General features: G+C 74.1%; 12 protein-coding genes. 3 read left to right on the top strand and 9 right to left on the bottom strand.

All coding sequences use genetic code 11. The annotated features are described in order from the left end of the window. Nucleotides 1–19 precede the first annotated feature (19 nt). The 4 genes from nirD to ACSP97_RS29930 are packed head-to-tail and all read right to left on the bottom strand — an operon-like array spanning nt 20 to nt 6,223. Nucleotides 20–382 (bottom strand): nitrite reductase small subunit NirD, encoded by a 363-nt coding sequence (nirD, locus tag ACSP97_RS29945; RefSeq protein WP_355151992.1) that lies wholly within the window; start codon nt 380–382, stop codon nt 20–22. Continuing rightward, the gene (nirB, locus tag ACSP97_RS29940; protein ID WP_440555143.1) at nt 382–2,910 is read right to left on the bottom strand and encodes a nitrite reductase large subunit NirB; all 2,529 of its coding nucleotides are present in this window, start codon (nt 2,908–2,910) and stop codon (nt 382–384) included. The genes nirD and nirB overlap by 1 nt, the downstream gene beginning before the upstream one ends. Then, complete coding sequence (locus ACSP97_RS29935) at nt 2,910–4,127, bottom strand: NAD(P)/FAD-dependent oxidoreductase (protein ID WP_388315666.1); 1,218 nt, start codon at nt 4,125–4,127, stop codon at nt 2,910–2,912. The genes nirB and ACSP97_RS29935 overlap by 1 nt, the downstream gene beginning before the upstream one ends. Further along, on the bottom strand, nt 4,124–6,223 hold the full coding sequence (locus ACSP97_RS29930) for a molybdopterin oxidoreductase family protein (RefSeq protein ID WP_440555141.1): 2,100 nt from the start codon (nt 6,221–6,223) through the stop codon (nt 4,124–4,126). The genes ACSP97_RS29935 and ACSP97_RS29930 overlap by 4 nt, the downstream gene beginning before the upstream one ends. 190 nt (nt 6,224–6,413) lie before the next feature. Here ACSP97_RS29930 and ACSP97_RS29925 point away from each other — a divergent pair, with 190 nt between their 5' ends. Both ACSP97_RS29925 and ACSP97_RS29920 read left to right on the top strand, forming a co-directional pair. Next, complete coding sequence (locus ACSP97_RS29925) at nt 6,414–7,562, top strand: uroporphyrinogen-III synthase (protein WP_355151996.1); 1,149 nt, start codon at nt 6,414–6,416, stop codon at nt 7,560–7,562. Beyond that, the gene (locus tag ACSP97_RS29920) at nt 7,559–8,320 is read left to right on the top strand and encodes a sirohydrochlorin chelatase (RefSeq protein ID WP_440555139.1); all 762 of its coding nucleotides are present in this window, start codon (nt 7,559–7,561) and stop codon (nt 8,318–8,320) included. Before ACSP97_RS29925 ends, ACSP97_RS29920 begins: the two co-directional genes overlap by 4 nt. A 40-nt stretch (nt 8,321–8,360) precedes the next feature. Here ACSP97_RS29920 and ACSP97_RS29915 read toward each other — a convergent pair whose 3' ends face one another. Both ACSP97_RS29915 and ACSP97_RS29910 read right to left on the bottom strand, forming a co-directional pair. Further along, on the bottom strand, nt 8,361–8,519 hold the full coding sequence (locus tag ACSP97_RS29915; RefSeq protein ID WP_440555137.1) for a hypothetical protein: 159 nt from the start codon (nt 8,517–8,519) through the stop codon (nt 8,361–8,363). Between the two features lie 92 nt (nt 8,520–8,611). Then, nucleotides 8,612–10,078 carry an amino acid permease gene (locus ACSP97_RS29910; RefSeq protein WP_355151999.1) on the bottom strand — a complete coding sequence of 489 codons (1,467 nt, stop codon included), beginning with the start codon at nt 10,076–10,078 and terminating at the stop codon, nt 8,612–8,614. 314 nt (nt 10,079–10,392) lie between these two features. Here ACSP97_RS29910 and ACSP97_RS29905 point away from each other — a divergent pair, with 314 nt between their 5' ends. Beyond that, on the top strand, nt 10,393–11,103 hold the full coding sequence (locus ACSP97_RS29905) for a MerR family transcriptional regulator (RefSeq protein WP_355532294.1): 711 nt from the start codon (nt 10,393–10,395) through the stop codon (nt 11,101–11,103). Here ACSP97_RS29905 and ACSP97_RS29900 read toward each other — a convergent pair. From ACSP97_RS29900 to ACSP97_RS29890, 3 genes are read right to left on the bottom strand one after another with little or no spacing between them, the layout of a single operon-like run. Beyond that, complete coding sequence (locus ACSP97_RS29900) at nt 11,089–13,290, bottom strand: 3-hydroxyacyl-CoA dehydrogenase NAD-binding domain-containing protein (protein ID WP_440555134.1); 2,202 nt, start codon at nt 13,288–13,290, stop codon at nt 11,089–11,091. The two genes, ACSP97_RS29905 and ACSP97_RS29900, sit on opposite strands and share 15 nt — an antisense overlap. A 41-nt stretch (nt 13,291–13,331) precedes the next feature. Continuing rightward, on the bottom strand, nt 13,332–14,546 hold the full coding sequence (locus ACSP97_RS29895; protein ID WP_440555132.1) for an acetyl-CoA C-acetyltransferase: 1,215 nt from the start codon (nt 14,544–14,546) through the stop codon (nt 13,332–13,334). Then, nucleotides 14,543–15,751: a CaiB/BaiF CoA transferase family protein gene (locus ACSP97_RS29890; RefSeq protein ID WP_440555131.1), complete on the bottom strand. Its 1,209-nt coding sequence runs from the start codon at nt 15,749–15,751 to the stop codon at nt 14,543–14,545. Before ACSP97_RS29890 ends, ACSP97_RS29895 begins: the two co-directional genes overlap by 4 nt. Between the last annotated feature and the right edge of the window lie 170 nt (nt 15,752–15,921).

Raw genomic sequence — 15,921 nt, 5'->3', positions numbered from 1 at the left:
GACGCCGGGCGGTGGGCGGTCAGCGGGCGGCGGGCGGGGCGACCCGCACCGGCCAGACCAGCAGCCGTGCCGGGGTGCCGTCGGGTGCGGTCTCCTCGTCCAGGCACGACCCGGTGCGCAGGTCGAAGGCCTGCTTGTACATGGGCGAGAAGACCACCGGCACCTCGCCGCGGCTGCCGGTGAGGCCGCGGGACAGGACGTAGGCGTCGCTGAAGGGGTCGTAGTTCTGGACGGCGTACAGCCCGCCCGCGCGGTCCCGGAAGAGCGCGATCTGCTCACCGTGCAGGAGGACGGCCACACCGCGGCCGGGGAGCAGGTCGTCGTACCGGCACACGGTGTGCCACGCGCCCTCGTGGGCGAGCTGGATCTCGGCGGTGTGCATCAGACGCGCACCTCCAGGCGCGGCCCGGCGACGGTGACCGGGCGGATCTGGCCGCGCTCGGGGGTGAAGCGCACGGCGGGGTCGGGGACGCCGGGGGCGTTGACGAAGGAGACGAAGCGGCGCAGCCGGTCGGGGTCGGCGAGGGTGGCGGCCCACTCGTCCTCGTAGGCCGCCGTGTGGCGCCGCATCAGGTCGTCCAGGTCGTCGCAGATGCCGAGGGAGTCGTTCATGAGGACGTCCCGCAGGTGGTCCAGGCCGCCGTCGAGCCGCGCCACCCAGGGGGCGGTGCGTTCCAGCCGGTCGGCGGTGCGGATGTAGAACATGAGGAAGCGGTCGATGGTGCGGATCAGCGTGGGGCGGTCCAGACCGGTGGCGAGCAGGTCGGCGTGGCGCGGGGTCATGCCGCCGTTGCCGCCGACGTAGAGGTTCCAGCCCTCGGCGGTGGCGATCACCCCGAAGTCCTTGCTCTGCGCCTCGGCGCACTCGCGGGCGCAGCCGGAGACGGCCGCCTTGATCTTGTGCGGGGAGCGCAGGCCGCGGTAGCGCAGCTCCAGTTCGATGGCGAGGCCGACGGAGTCCTGCACGCCGTAGCGGCACCAGGTCTCCCCCACGCACGACTTGACGGTGCGCAGCGCCTTGCCGTAGGCGTGGCCCGACTCGAAGCCCGCGTCGACCAGGCGGCGCCAGATGCGCGGCAGGTCGTCGACGCGGGCGCCGAACATGTCGATGCGCTGACCGCCGGTGATCTTGGTGTAGAGGCCGAAGTCGCGGGCGATCTCGCCGATGGTGATCAGCCCTTCGGGGGTGATCTCGCCGCCCGGGACGCGGGGCACCACCGAATACGAGCCGCCGCGCTGGAGGTTGGCGAGGAAGTGGTCGTTGGTGTCCTGGAGCGCGGCCTGTTCGCCGTCGAGGATGTGGCCGCCCGCCAGACCGGCGAGGATCGAGGCGACCACGGGCTTGCAGATCTGGCAGCCCTCGCCGCTGCCGTGCTCGTCGAGCAGCCGGGAGAACTCCGTGATGCCCTTGACCCGGATGATCTCGTACAGCTCGGCGCGGGTGTGGGTGAAGTGCTCGCACAGACCGCGGGCGGCGGCGACGCCGCGGGCGGCCAGTTCGCCGGCGACGATGGTGCCGAGCAGCTTCTCGCAGCTGCCGCAGCCGGTACCCGCCCTGGTGCACTTCTTCACCTCGGGCACCGAGGCGTGGCCGTCGGCGACCGCCTGGCGGATCGCGGCCTTGCCGACATTGTGGCAGGAGCAGACGATCGCCTCGTCGGGCAGCGGGGCCGGGCCCGCGCCGGCCTGCGCGGGCAGCAGCAGCCGCTCGGGCGGCACGGAGAGCGGGGCGCCCGCCAGCAGCGGGCGCAGGGTGGCGTAGTCGTCGGTGTCGCCGACCAGGACGCCGCCGAGGAGCCGGCCGTCGGCGCCGACGACCAGCTTCTTGTAGACGCCGGCGCGGCTGTTGGCGTACACCACGTCGAGGGCGCCGTCGGTGGTGCCGTGCGCGTCGCCGAAGCTGGCGACGTCCACGCCGAGCAGCTTCAGCTTGGTCGAGGTGTCCCCACCGCCGAACTCGCCTTCCCCTTCGGCGATCTGGCGGGCGGCGGCCTCGGCCATGGCGTAGCCGGGGGCGACCAGACCGTAGACCCGGCCGTCGGCGGCCTGGGCGCATTCCCCGATGGCCCAGATGTGCGGGTCCTCGGTGCGGCAGGCGGTGTCCACGACGATGCCGCCGCGGGCGCCGACCGGCAGGCCGCACGCGCGGGCGAGCTGGTCGCGGGGGCGCACTCCGGCGGAGAAGACGACCAGGTCGACGTCGAGTGCGGTGCCGTCGGACAGCACCATCGAGCGCACCCGGCCGTCGGGGCCCGTGGTGATCGCCTCGGTGCCGGCGCCGGTGTGGACGGTGACGCCCAGTTCCTCGATCTTGCGGCGCAGCAGCAGCCCGCCGGCCTCGTCGACCTGGAGCGCCATCAGCCGCGGGGCGAACTCCACGACGTGGGTGTCGAGCCCCGCCGCGCGCAGCGCCCCGGCCGCCTCCAGACCGAGCAGTCCGCCGCCGACCACCGCGCCGGTCCGGGCCCGCGCCGCCTCCGCCTTGATCGCGGCGAGGTCGTCGAGGGTGCGGTAGACGTGGCAGCCGCCCGCGTCGTGGCCGGGCACCGGCGGTACGAAGGGGTAGGAGCCGGTGGCGAGCACCAGGGCGTCGTAGCGGATGGTGCGCCCGGCCGCCGTGGTCAGCGTGCGGCGCTCCCGGTCGACGGCGGTGGCGGGTTCGCCGAGGCGCAGGTCGATGCCGTGCTCGGCAAGGAACTCCGGCGGGCACAGGGACAGTTCGTCCTCGGTGGTGCCGGAGAACCAGGAGGTGAGGTGCACCCGGTCGTAGGCGGGCCGGGTTTCCTCGGCGAGGACGGTCACCCGCCAGCCGGGGCGGGGCCGTTCGAAGAACGCCTCCAGGAAGCGCTGGCCGACCATGCCGTGGCCGACGAGGACCAGGTCGCGCAGGGGTGCGGTCTCGGAGTGCATCACGCGGCTCCTTCTTTGGTGAGCAGGTGGAGCGGGTCGTCGGGGAGCGCTTCGTCGCACTCGTAGGCGCGGGTGAGGTCGCCGACCGTCGCGAGGTCGCCGAGGAGGATGCCGCCGACGAGCCGGTCGCCGCGCAGCACGAGCTTCTTGTACGAGCCGTACGGCCCACGGGTGGCGTCGGCGATGCGCAGCACGTCGGTGCCGGCCGCGTCGCCGGTCTCGCCGAACGCCGCGTACTCCAGCGGGCCCGCGGTCAGCCGGACCAGCGGCCGGGAGCCGCCGTAGCCGGTGTCCGGACCGGCGCCGGCGAGCCGCGCGGCGAGGACGTCGGCCTGGTCCCAGGCGGGGCCGGCGAGGCCGTGCGTGACCCCGGCGTGTTCGGCGCAGTCGCCGATCGCGAAGACGTGCGGGGCGGACGTGGCGAGCCGGTCGTCCACCACGATGCCGCCCCGGACCGTGATCCCGGCGGCGTGCGCGAGCCCGGTGCGGGGGCGGACCCCGCAGGCGAGGACCACCAGGTCGGCGTCGAGCAGGTAGCCGGTGGCGAGTCGGACGCCGGTGACCCGGGTGTCGCCGTCGAGGGCGCGGGCCCGGTTGCCGGGGTAGGTGTGCACGCCCAGCTCTTCGAGGGCCCGGCGCAGCGCGTCGCCCGCTCCCTCGTCGAGGTGGCGCTCGATCAGGTGGGGGGCCTGGTGGACGATCTCGGTGGGCAGGCCGAGCGCGGCGAGCGCCCGTGCGGCGCTCACCCCGAGGACCCCGCCGCCGATCACCACCGCGCGGCGGGCGCGCGCCGCGTCCTCGGCGAGCCGCGCGCAGTCGGCGAGGCTGCGGAAGGCGTGGACCCCGGCCTTCAGTCCGCCGTCGGCGGTGCGCAGGCCCCGGATCGGCGGCAGCACCGGGTTGGCGCCGGTCGCGAACACCAGTTCGTCCCAGCCGGCCTCCGCGCCGTCCGCCAGCGTCAGCGTCCGGGACCGCACGTCCACCGCGACGACCTCGCGGCCGGTGCGCACGGCGACCCGGGGCGCGCCGCACGGCAGCGCGACGGCGGCGGCGTTTAGGCGGCCGGTGAGCACATCGGCGAGGAGGGTGCGGTTGTACGGGCGGTGCGGCTCGGCGCCGTACAGCGTCACGTCGTCGCCGCGCTCCCGCTCGACGAGCTGCTGCGCCAGCCGGGCCGCCGCCATCCCGGCGCCGACGACGGCGATCCGCGCGCTCACCGGGCGGCCTGCGCGCGCTCGATGCGCACCGCGCACACCTTGAACTCGGGCATCCGCGAGATCGGGTCGAGGGCGGGGTGCGTGAGGGAGTTGGCGCGGCCCGGCCCCGGCCAGTGGAAGGGCATGAAGACCGTGTCGGGGCGGATGTGGGGGGTGACGCGCGCCGGTGCGGTGGCCCGGCCGCGGCGGGTGGTCAGGACGAGCGGGTCGCCGTCGGTGACGCCGAGCCGCTCGGCGAGGCGGGGGTGCAGCTCCACGAACGGCCCGGGAGCGGCCCGCTCCAGCTCCGGCACCCGCCGGGTCTGCGCGCCGCTCTGGTACTGGGCGAGCACCCGGCCGGTGGTCAGCCGCAGCGGGTAGTCCGCGTCCGGCTCCTCCGCGGCCGGCCGGTGCGAGACGGCCGCGAACCGGGCCCGTCCGTCGGGCGTGGCGAAGCGGTCGAGGAACGGCCGGGGCGTGCCGGGGTGGTCCTCGGCCGGGCACGGCCAGAAGACGCCGTCCTCCTCGCGGACCCGTTCGTAGGTGATGCCCGCGTAGTCGGCGGGGCCGCCCGCCGAGGCGGCGCGCAGTTCGTCGAAGACCTCCCGCGGATCCTCGGGGAAGCCGCGCCGCACCCCGAGCCGGGCGGCCAGCTCGCGCAGCACGTACAGGTCGGTGCGTACGCCCTCGGGCGGGGCGAGCGCCGCCTCGCGCAGCAGCACCCGGCCCTCCAGATTGGTCACCGTGCCGGTCTCCTCCGCCCACTGGGCGACCGGCAGGACGACGTCGGCCAGTTCGGCGGTCTCCGAGAGCACCACGTCGCTGACGGCGAGGAAGTCCAGCTGCCGCAGCCGGATGGTGACGTGCGCCGCGTGGGGCGCGGAGACCACCGGGTTGGAACCCATCAGCAGCAGGGCGCGCACCCCGCCGGGCTGTCCGAGGCCGTCGAGCAGTTCGTAGGCCGAGCGGCCGGGGCCGGGCAGGGTGTCCGCATCGACGCCCCACACGGCGGCGACGTGGGCGCGGGCGGCGGGGTCGGTGAGGGACCGGTAGCCGGGCAGCTGGTCGGACTTCTGGCCGTGCTCCCGGCCGCCCTGGCCGTTGCCCTGGCCGGTGAGGCAGCCGAACCCGGAGCCGGGGCGGCCCGCCTTGCCGGTGGCGAGGCACAGGTTGATCCAGGCAGCCACGGTGTCGGTGCCCTTGCTGTGCTGCTCGGCCCCGCGCGCGGTGAGCACGATCCCGGTGGCCGCCCGCGCGAACCGGCCGGCCACCTCGCGCAGCACCGGTACCGGGACGCCGGTCAGCCGCTCCACCCGCTCCGGCCAGTGCGCCATGGCGGCCGCCCTGGCCTCCTCGAACCCGGTGGTGCGGGCGGCGATGAACGCCTCGTCGCACAGCCCCTCGGCGATCACCAGGTGCAGCAGGCCGAGCGCGAGCGCCAGATCGGTGCCGGGCACCGGCTGCACGTGCAGGTCGGCGAGTTCCGCGGTGCGGGTGCGGCGCGGGTCGACGACGATCAGCCGGCCGCCGTTCTCGCGCAGCTCGCGCAGTCGGCGGACGGCCGGCGGCATCGTCTCGGCCGGGTTGCCGCCGACCAGCAGCACGCACTCGGCGCGGGCGACGTCGGCGAGCGGGAAGGGCAGGCCGCGGTCGAGGCCGAAGGCGTGTCTGAGCGCGGCGGCCGCCGAGGACATGCAGAACCGGCCGTTGTAGTCGATGTTCGCGGTGCGCAGCACCACGCGGGCGAACTTGCCCAGCAGATACGCCTTCTCGTTGGTGAGCCCGCCCCCGCCGAACACGCCGGCGGCGTCCCGCCCGTAGCGCCGCCCGGCGTCCGCGAGCCCCGCGGCCACCCGGTCGAGCGCCTCCGCCCAGGACGCCTCGCGCAGCCCGCCGCCGTCGCGCACCAGCGGTGCCGTCAGCCGCGCTCCGGGGGCGAGCACCCGGGCCGCGGTGCGCCCCTTGCCGCACAGCGCGCCCCGGTTGACCGGGAAGTCGGGCCGCTCCAGCACCTCCACCGGTGTGCCGTCCGGCTGGTCGGTGCGCGCCAGCCGCATGCCGCACTGCAACGCGCAGTACGGGCAGTGGGTGTCCACGGCCGTGGTGGTCGTCGTCATGCCGTGAGCGTCGCCGGGGCGGGTTTCGCGGCCGGGTCGGCCGTGTTGCGCCCGCGGTACGGCCGTCTCACAGCGCCGGCGGTACGGGGTGACGTCCCCGACATCTTCCGTAACGCGCGCGGACGCCCGCTTACGCCGCCGTGACGTGCGGGCAACCGGCTCGCAACGCGGCCGGTCGATGTTGAAGGGCATGGCAACGGGCACCGGCACAGACACCACGGCGGCACGGCGGGGCGGTCCGCTGACCGGCTTCACGGTCGGGGTGACCGCCACGCGCCGCCGCGAGGAACTCACGGCGCTGCTGGAGCGGCGCGGCGCCCGGGTGGTCGAGGCGCCCATGATGCGCCTCGTCCCGCTCGGCGACGACACCGCGCTGCGCGAGGCCACCGAACGCTGTCTCGCCGGGCCGCTCGACTACGTCGTCGCCACCACCGGGGTGGGCTGGCGCTGCTGGATGAGCGCCGCCGACGACTGGGGCACCGGCGCGCGGCTCGCCGCCGCCTGCCGCGCGGCGGTGGTGCTCTCCCGTGGCCCCAAGGCGACCGGCGCGGTCCGGGCGAGCGGGCTGGACGAGGCGTTCTCGCCGCGCTCGGAGGCCAACGACGAGCTGCTCTCCTGGCTGCTCGCCCGTCCGCTGGCGGGCCGCCGGATCGCCGTGCAGGAGCACGGGGTGCCGCTGGACGGCTTCGCCGCCGCGCTGCGCGAACGCGGCGCCGAGGTGATCGCGGTGCCGGTCTACCGCTGGGGGCCGCCGGACGACCCGGAGGCGGTGCGCCGCCTGGTCGAGCTGACCGTCCGGCGCGAGCTGCACGCCCTGTCCTTCACCAGTGCCCAGGCGATCGAGGCGCTGCTGGCGGGCGCGGACGGCTTCGACCGGCGCGCCGAGGTGCTCGCCGCCCTGCGCGACGACGTGCTCGCGGTGTGCGTGGGGCCGGTGTGCGCCCGGCCGCTGCTGGAGCTGGGCATCGAACCGGTCTGCCCGGAGCGCGGCCGGCTCGGCGCGCTGGTGCGCACCCTCGCCGAGGCGCTGCCGGCCAGGATGCGCCGGGAACTGGTGTACGAGGGCCGGCGGGTGGTGCTCCAGGGCAGCGCGGTGCTCACCGACGACATGCAGGTCACGCTGCCGCCGGTGCTCGCCGCGGTGCTGCGGGCCCTGTCCGACCGGCCGGGCCATGTGCTCAGCCGCGCCGAGCTGCTGCGCCGCGCCTGGCTGGCGGACCGCGCCGACGAGCACGCCGTGGAGGCCGCGATCGCCCGGCTGCGCGCCGCGCTCGGCCCGCACTCCGCGCTGATACGCACGGTGCCCAAACGCGGCTACCGGCTGGCGGTGACGGTATGAACGGGATACCGGAGCTGGCACGCGAGAGCCTCGGGGAACGCCCGGTCCTCGTCGCCGTGGGGCACGGCAGCCGGGGCCCGCAGCACGAACAGACGATCGGGCGGCTCGTCGACGCCGTACGGCGCGCACAGCCCGGACTGCGGGTCGAAACGGGCTGGCTGGACCTGGTGCGGCCGCCGCTCGCGCAGGTGCTGGCGGGGCTCGACGCCCCGGCGGTCCTGGTGCCGCTGCTGCTCGGCGGCGGTTACCACGTGCGGGTCGACATCCCCGCGGTGCTCGCGGCCGCCCCGGGCGTGCGGGCCCGGGTGGCGCGCGCCCTCGGGCCCCACCCGCTGCTCGCCGAGGCCCTGGGCGACCGGCTGGCGGAGGCGGGCTGGACCCCCGGCGGCGCCGTGGTGCTGGCCGCGGCCGGGTCGACGGATCCGGGCGCCAACGCGGACACCGCGCGGATGGCCCGGCTGCTGGCGCGACGGCTCGGCTCCCCGGTGGTGCCGTCGTTCCTGTGCGCCGGCGCGCCGACCCCCGCCGAGGCGGTGGCCGAGCTGCGGCGGCGCGGCCACGACCGGGTCGCGGTGGCCCGCTATCTGATGGCGCCCGGCTTCTTCGGCGGCCGGGCCGCCGCGGCGGGCGGCTGCGTCACCTCACCGCCGCTCGGCGCACACGAGTCGGTCGCGCGGCTGGTGCTGCGCCGCTACGACGACGCGGTACGCACGACCGTGGCGCCCGCGCCGCCGACCGGACGGCCCGTGTCGCGTTGAGGACGTCCCCCGCCCGGCAGGGCGGGTCGTACCGTGGCCGTCATCCGCCGGCGCGAGCGGGGCCGCCGGCTCGGTTCCCGGTGTGGTCACCGTGGTCGTACACCGTGACCGATATTCCCCGTCCGACCAGCCGCTCGGTGACGAGCGGCTCGACGCGGGACCACTTGCCGCCGGCCAGACCGCAGCCGATGCGGGGCATGTGCCCGACGGAGTGGTGGCGTCACCCCGGACGAACGTGATCTCCGGCATGACGCCACCATAGGGGTGGCCACCGACAGTGGCCTCGGGCCGCTACTTCACCGGCGCGGAGGGTTCCTGGTCGGCGCCGGCGTTCACGCGGCGGCGGACGCCGAACCAGCCGGCGACCAGCATGACGGCGATCACCGGGATGAGCAGCAGGGTCTTGCGGCCGACCTCGTGGTCGTCCCACATCATGCCGAGGCAGACCAGCAGGAAGACGATGGTGGCGATCTCGGTGAGCGGGGAGAACTTCAGCTGGAAGTGCGGCCGGGTCACCAGGCCCGCGCGGGCCCGGCGGACGAAGATCGCGTGGCAGATCATGATGATCACCCACGTGCTGATGATGCCGAGCGAGGCGACGTTCAGCACGATCTCGAAGGCCTGGCTGGGCACCAGGTAGTTCAGGCCGACGCCGAGCACGCAGATGCCGCAGGTCAGCAGGATGCCGCCGTAGGGCACCTGGCTGCGGCTCATCACCCGGGTGAACTTGGGCGCGGAGCCCGCCACGGCCATGGAGCGCAGGATGCGGCCGGTGGAGTACAGGCCGGAGTTCAGCGAGGACATGGCGGCGGTGAGCACCACGAGGTTCATCACGTCGCCGGCCGCCGGGACGCCGATCTTGGACAGGACCGTCACGAAGGGGCTCTGGTCGGCGGAGTACACCGAGCCCGGCAGCAGCAGGGCGAGGAGCACGACGGAGCCGACGTAGAACAGGCCGACCCGCCACATGATCGAGTTCACCGCGCGCGGGACGACCTTCTCCGGCTGCTCGGTCTCACCCGCGGCGACGCCGACCAGCTCCAGCGCGGCGTACGCGAAGATCACTCCCTGCATGACGAGGACGACCGGCATCAGGCCGTGCGGGAAGATGCCACCGTGGTCGCTGATCAGGCTCAGGCCCGGGGTGTAGCCGTCGACGTGGTGCTGGCTGGCCAGCAGGAAGATGCCGATGAGCATGAAGCCCACCAGGGTGGCGACCTTGATGATCGCGAACCAGAACTCCATCTCGCCGAAGATCTTCACCGAGATCAGGTTCACGGTGAGCACCACCGCGAGCGCGATCAGCGCCAGCACCCACTGCGGGATGGGCGTGAAGAAGCTCCAGTAGTGCGTGTACAGCGCGATCGCGGTGATGTCGGCGATGCCGGTGGTCGACCAGTTCAGGAAGTACATCCAGCCGGCGACGTAGGCGCCCTTCTCACCGAGGAACTCGCGCGCGTAGCTCACAAAGGAGCCGGAGGAGGGCCGGTACAGGACCAGCTCGCCCAGGGCGCGCACGACGAAGAAGGCGAAGATGCCGCAGACCAGATAGGCCAGGGCGAGCGCCGGGCCCGCGTTGTGCAGACGGCCTCCGGCGCCGAGGAAGAGCCCCGTGCCGATGGCGCCGCCGATGGCGATCATGTTGACATGGCGGGCCTTGAGGTCCTTGCTGTAACCGGCGTCGCCCGCGTCCGAGGGCGTCTGGACCGCCCCGGTACGGGTGGCGGCCTGTGCCGATTCCACGGCGTCCTTGCTCACGGGTGGTACCACTTCCTGGTGCGCCCGGACCACGGGGGTCCGGGGGTCGTGCAGGGCTCGGCCCGCACCACCCCGATGAGTCGCGGTACAGACCAAGCCAGCAGCTTCGCAGACGGTTCCCGCATTTGGCGGTGATCCAAGTCACAGAGCGTTACTTCTCACACGATCCGCCCAGCGTCCACATGATGTTCACCACACCGTACACACGGACGAACCGACCGGACTCCGGGCCGGGTGCCCGGCCCGGCGCGGCCTGCCGCCGGTCACCCGCCGACGGGTTTCACAGCACTGGTGTGACAGCGATACTGCTGCGCATGACGACCGATGCCGGGGAGATGAGCCTCACCGTCGACGAGCTGGCCGCACGGGCGGGGGTGACGGTGCGGACCGTGCGCTTCTACGGCAGCAAGGGACTGCTGCCGCCGCCGGAGATCGGCCCCCGGCGGGTGGGGCGGTACGGGGCCGGGCACGTGGCGCGGCTGGCGCTCATCGAGGAGTTGCAGCGCCAGGGGATGACGCTGGCGGCGATCGAGCGGTACCTGCGGCAGCTCCCGTCCGACCTGTCCCCGCACGATCTGGCGATCCACCGGGCGGTGGTCGCGTCCTGGGCGCCGGACGCCGTGGAGACGCTCTCCCTCGCCGAGCTGGAGCGGCGGGCGGGGCGGGCGCTGTCCGAGCGGGACATGGAGCGCCTGGGGGCGATGGGCGTCCTCGTGGCGGACGGCGAGGCGGGGGCCTTCCGCGTCGACTCCGGGCTGCTGCGGCTCGGGCTCGAACTGCTGGACGTCCCGCTGTCCCAGGAGGCGATCCTCGCGGCGCGCAAGGTGCTGCTGGAGCACTCGCGCGCCGCGGCCCATGAACTCGCCCGGCTCTTCCGCGGCGAGGTGGCCGAGCGGGACACCCGCGATGTGCGGGACCTGTCGGCTCATATGCATCCGCTGGTGGTGCAGGCGCTGCTGACGACCTTCCAGCGCTCGCTGCGGGAAGAGCTGAGCGAGTGGATCAGGGGATCAGGAGCGGGCTGAGTCCGTGAAGCGCTCCCCCCGCTCCGCCTTCTCCACCAGCAGCGCGGGCGGGGTGAAGCGGTCGCCGTAGCGCTCGGCGAGTTCGCGGGCGCGGGCCACGAAGCCGGGCAGGCCGACGCCTCCCCCTGCACCGCCGTCGTAGCCGTTGATGTACTGGAGCACGCCGCCGGTCCAGCCGGGGAAGCCGATGCCGAGGATGGAGCCGATGTTGGCGTCGGCCACGGAGGTCAGCACCCCTTCCTCCAGCAGCCGCACGGTGTCCAGCGCCTCGGCGAAGAGCATGCGCTCCTGCATGTCCCGGAACGGGATCTCGTGGCCGGGCCGGGTGAAGTGCTCCCGCAGGCCCGGCCAGAGCCCGGCGCGCCGGCCGTCCTCGGCGTAGTCGTAGAAGCCGGCGCCGCCGCTGCGGCCGGGGCGCTGGAACTCGTCGATCATGCGGTCGACGACGGCCTCGGCCGGGTGCGCGACCCAGGTGCCACCGGCCTCCTCCACGGCCCGCCTGGTCTCGTTGCGGATCTTGCGCGGCAGGGTGAGGGTCAGCTCGTCCATCAGGGAGAGGACCTTGGCCGGGTAGCCGGCCTGGGCGGCGGCCTGTTCCACGGAGGCGGGCTCGATGCCCTCGCCGACCATGGCGACGCCCTCGTTGATGAAGTGGCCGATCACCCGGGAGGTGAAGAAGCCGCGCGAGTCGTTGACGACGATCGGGGTCTTGTTGATCTGCCGGACGAGGTCGAAGGCGCGGGCGAGGGCCTCGTCGCCGGTGCGCTCGCCCTTGATGATCTCGACGAGCGGCATCTTGTCGACCGGCGAGAAGAAGTGCAGCCCGATGAAGTCGGCCTGGCGCTGCACGCCCTCGGCGAGGGTGGTGATGGGGAGCGTGGAGGTGTTGGAGCACAGGAGGGCGTCGGGCGCCACGACCGACTCGATCTCCTGGAAGACCTTGTGCTTGAGCGCCGTGTCCTCGAAGACCGCCTCGATCACCGCGTCGCAGCCCGCGAGGTCGGCGGCGTCACCGGTGGGGGTGATCCGGGCGAGCAGCGCGTCCGCCTTCTCCTGGCTGGTGCGGCCCTTGGCGACGGCCTTGGCGCACAGCTTCTCGGAGTAGCCCTTGCCCTTGAGCGCGGCCTCCAGAGAGACGTCTTTGAGGACGACCTCGATGCCCGCGCGGGCGCAGGAGTAGGCGATGCCGGCGCCCATCATGCCCGCGCCGAGCACCGCGACCCTGCGGACCTGGCGGGGCTCGACGTCCTTCGGCCGGTTGGCGCCGGAGTTGACCGCCTGGAGGTCGAAGAAGAACGCCTGGATCATGTTCTTGGCGGTCTGCCCGGTGACCAGCTCGGTGAAGTAGCGGGTCTCGATGGTGCTCGCGGTCTCGAAGTCGACCTGGGCGCCCTCGACGGCCGCGGCCATGATGCGGCGCGGCGCCGGGTAGGGGGCGCCGTTCGTCTGCTTGCGCAGGTTGGCGGGGAAGGCGGGCAGGTTGGCGGCGAACTTCGGGTTGGCCGGGGTGCCGCCGGGGATCCGATGGCCCGGCACGTCCCAGGGCTGCCGGGACTCGGGGTGGGCGTCGATGAAGGCGCGCGCCTTGGCCAGCATCTCCTCGCGGGTCTCGGCCACCTCGTGGACCAGCCCGTTCTCCAGGGCGCGCCGCGGGTTGTACTGGGTGCCCTGGAGCAGCACCTTCAGCAGCGCGTTGGTGATGCCCATCAGGCGCACGGTGCGAGTGACGCCGCCGCCCGCGGGCAGCAGGCCGAGGGTGACCTCGGGCAGGCCGATCCTGGAGCCGGGGGCGTCCAGCGCGATGCGGTGGTGGGAGGCGAGCGCGATCTCGTAACCGCCGCCCAGGGCCGCGCCGTTGATGGCGGCGACGACCGGCTTGCCGAGGGTCTCGATGCGGCGCAGCGCGGCCTTGATCTCGGTCGCGGCGTCGAAGACGTCCTGGGCGTCCCGGGGGCCGGCCTTGATCATGTCCTTGAGGTCGCCGCCGGCGAAGAAGGTCTTCTTGGCGGAGGTGTAGACGATGCCCCGGATGGAGTCCTTCTCGGCCTCCGCGCGCGCGGCGATCGCCGTGATGGAGGCCCGGAAGGCCTGGTTCATGGTGTTCGCGGACTGGTCGGGGTCGTCCAGGACCAGGGTCACGACACCGGTGTCGTCCTGCTCCCAGCGGATGGTGGTGCTCTCGGTCATGTGAGTCGTCTCCGTTGAAGTGGCTTGTTTCCGCGGGGAGTTCAGATGCGCTCGATGATGGTGGCGATGCCCATGCCGCCGCCCACGCACAGGGTGGCGAGGCCGTAGCGCTTGTCCTGGCGCTCCAGTTCGTCCACGAGGGTGCCGAGGATCATGGCGCCGGTCGCGCCGAGCGGGTGGCCCAGCGCGATGGCGCCGCCGTTGACGTTGACCTTGTCCAGCGGGATGCCCATGTCCTTGACGAAGCGCAGCACGACGGCGGCGAACGCCTCGTTGATCTCGACCAGGTCGATGTCGTCGATGGTCAGGCCCGCCTTGGCGAGGGCCTTGCGGGTGGCGGGGGCCGGGCCGGTGAGCATGATGGTGGGCTCGGAGCCGGAGACGGCGGCGGAGACGATCCGGGCGCGCGGGGTGAGGCCGTAGCGCTCGCCGACCTCCTTGGAGCCGATCGCGACCAGCGCGGCGCCGTCCACGATGCCGGAGGAGTTGCCCGCGTGGTGGACGTGGTCGATCTTCTCCACCCAGTGGTACTTCTGGAGCGCCACGGCGTCGAAGCCGCCGAGTTCGCCGATGTCCGCGAAGGACGGCTTGAGGCCCGCGAGGGAGTCGGCGGTGGTGCCGGGGCGCGGGTGCTCGTCGTGGTCGAGGACGACCAGTCCGGCGCGGTCCTTGACGGGGACGACCGAGCGGGCGAAGCGGCCCTCCTTCCAGGCGGTGGCGGCGCGCTCCTGGGACAGGGCCGCGTACTCGTCCACGTCCCGGCGGCTGAAGCCCTCGATGGTGGCGATCAGGTCGGCGCCGATGCCCTGGGGCACGAAGTTCACGGCCAGGTTGGTCATCGGGTCGTTGAACCAGGCACCGCCGTCGGAGGCCATCGGCACCCGGGACATGGACTCCACGCCGCCCGCGAGGACCAGGTCCTCCCAGCCCGAGCGGATCTTGGCGGCGGCCAGGTTGACGGCTTCGAGGCCCGAGGCGCAGAAGCGGTTCTCCTGTACGCCCGCCACGGTGTCCGGCAGCCCGGCGGCGACGGCGGCGATCCGGGCGATGTCGGAGCCCTGGTCGCCGACGGGGCCGACGACGCCGAGCACGATGTCGTCGACGGCGGCCGGGTCCAGGTCGGGGAAGCGGTCGCGGATCTCGTGGATGAGGCCGACGACCAGGTCGATGGGCTTGGTGCCGTGCAGGGCGCCGTTCGCCTTGCCGCGGCCGCGCGGGGTGCGGATCGCGTCGTACACGTACGCTTCGGTGCTCACTGGTGTGCCTTTCGGGAGGGTCGGCCGGGCGGGGTTCGGTCATCGTCGGGTCGGTGGGCCCGGTCGGCGGCCGGGGCGGGCCGGTCGCCGTCGGCGAGTGCGGGTACGTCCCAGTCGCGGGCCACGGCCTCCGTGTCGGCGCCGGGCAGCGCCGGGCCGGTGCGGACGGTGGCGGGGGTGGCGGAGAAGCGGGGCGCGGGGGCCGGCTGGGTGAGGCCCGCGTGCGCGGTGAAGGTGCCGCGGGCGGCCAGGTGCGGGTGGTGCGGGGCCTCGCGCAGCGAGAGTACGGGGGCCACGCAGGCGTCGGTGCCCTCGAAGACGGCGGTCCACTGCGCGCGGGTGCGGGTGCGGAAGCGGTCGGCGATCCGGGTGCGCAGTTCGTCCCAGCGGCTGAGGTCGCCGCGCGCGTCCAGCAGGTCCGGCAGGTCCAGCAGGCGCAGGAACTGCTCGGAGAACCGGTCCTCCAGGGCGCCGACGGCCATGTGTCCGCCGTCGGCGGTCTCGTAGGTGCCGTAGTAGGGGCAGCCGCCGTCGAGGAGGTTGGCGCCGCGCCGGTCCTGCCAGGCGCCGGCGGAGAGCATGCCGTGGATCATCGCGGACAGATGGGCGGTGCCGTCCACGATGGCGGCGTCCACGACCTGGCCGGTACCGGTGGCGCGCGCGTGGTGCAGCGCGGCGAGGACGCCGACGACCAGGTAGAGCGAGCCGCCCGCGTAGTCGCCGAGGAGGTTGGCGGGCACGGCCGGGGGTTCGCCGGGGCGCCCGATCAGGCCGAGGGCTCCGGTGACGGCGATGTACGACACGTCGTGGCCCGCGCGCTCGGCGAGGGGGCCGTCCTGGCCCCAGCCGGTCATCCGGCCGTACACCAGGCGGGGGTTGCGGGCGTGGCACTCGGCCGGGCCGACGCCGAGGCGTTCGGCGACGCCCGGGCGGTAGCCCTCGACGAGGACGTCGGCGCGCTCGGCGAGGTCCAGGACGCGGGCGGCGCCGTCCGGGGACTTGAGGTCGACCACCACCGAGCGCTTGTTGCGGTTGGTGACGTCGTGGGCGGGGTCGATGCCGAGGCTGGGGCCGCCGGGGCGGTCCACACGGACCACGTCGGCGCCGAGGTCGGCCAGCAGCATGGCGGCGAACGGGCCCGGCCCGATGCCGGCCAGTTCCACCACGCGCACGCCGTGGAGCGGGCCCCGCGCTGCGGTGCTCATGCCGTCCCCCAAGTGTGTGACACAACTGATGTAACACCGGTGATGCTAGGAACGCGTTCCATCCGGCACAAGACCTGAACGAGCAAGCGCTTAGCCAAGTGCCCGTCCGGCCGGGGCCACCCGGCCCGGGGAGCGCGCGGATCTCACGCTAGCCGCGGCCGCCGACGGCG

It is taken from the genome of Streptomyces sp. SCPE 10 (assembly GCF_051980735.1).
Classification (GTDB): domain Bacteria; phylum Actinomycetota; class Actinomycetes; order Streptomycetales; family Streptomycetaceae; genus Streptomyces; species Streptomyces misionensis.
This window is presented reverse-complemented; position numbering and strand designations above follow the sequence as displayed.

Bases quoted from the DNA above. Each gene is read 5' to 3' on its own strand.
- ACSP97_RS29930 (WP_440555141.1), bottom strand. From the start codon at position 6,223: ATGACGACGACCACCACGGCCGTGGACACCCACTGCCCGTACTGCGCG.
- nirD (WP_355151992.1), bottom strand. From the start codon at position 382: ATGCACACCGCCGAGATCCAGCTCGCCCACGAGGGCGCGTGGCACACC.
- ACSP97_RS29890 (WP_440555131.1), bottom strand. From the start codon at position 15,751: ATGAGCACCGCAGCGCGGGGCCCGCTCCACGGCGTGCGCGTGGTGGAA.
- ACSP97_RS29915 (WP_440555137.1), bottom strand. From the start codon at position 8,519: ATGCCCCGCATCGGCTGCGGTCTGGCCGGCGGCAAGTGGTCCCGCGTC.
- ACSP97_RS29905 (WP_355532294.1), top strand. From the start codon at position 10,393: ATGACGACCGATGCCGGGGAGATGAGCCTCACCGTCGACGAGCTGGCC.
- nirB (WP_440555143.1), bottom strand. From the start codon at position 2,910: ATGCACTCCGAGACCGCACCCCTGCGCGACCTGGTCCTCGTCGGCCAC.
- ACSP97_RS29920 (WP_440555139.1), top strand. From the start codon at position 7,559: ATGAACGGGATACCGGAGCTGGCACGCGAGAGCCTCGGGGAACGCCCG.
- ACSP97_RS29925 (WP_355151996.1), top strand. From the start codon at position 6,414: ATGGCAACGGGCACCGGCACAGACACCACGGCGGCACGGCGGGGCGGT.
- ACSP97_RS29900 (WP_440555134.1), bottom strand. From the start codon at position 13,290: ATGACCGAGAGCACCACCATCCGCTGGGAGCAGGACGACACCGGTGTC.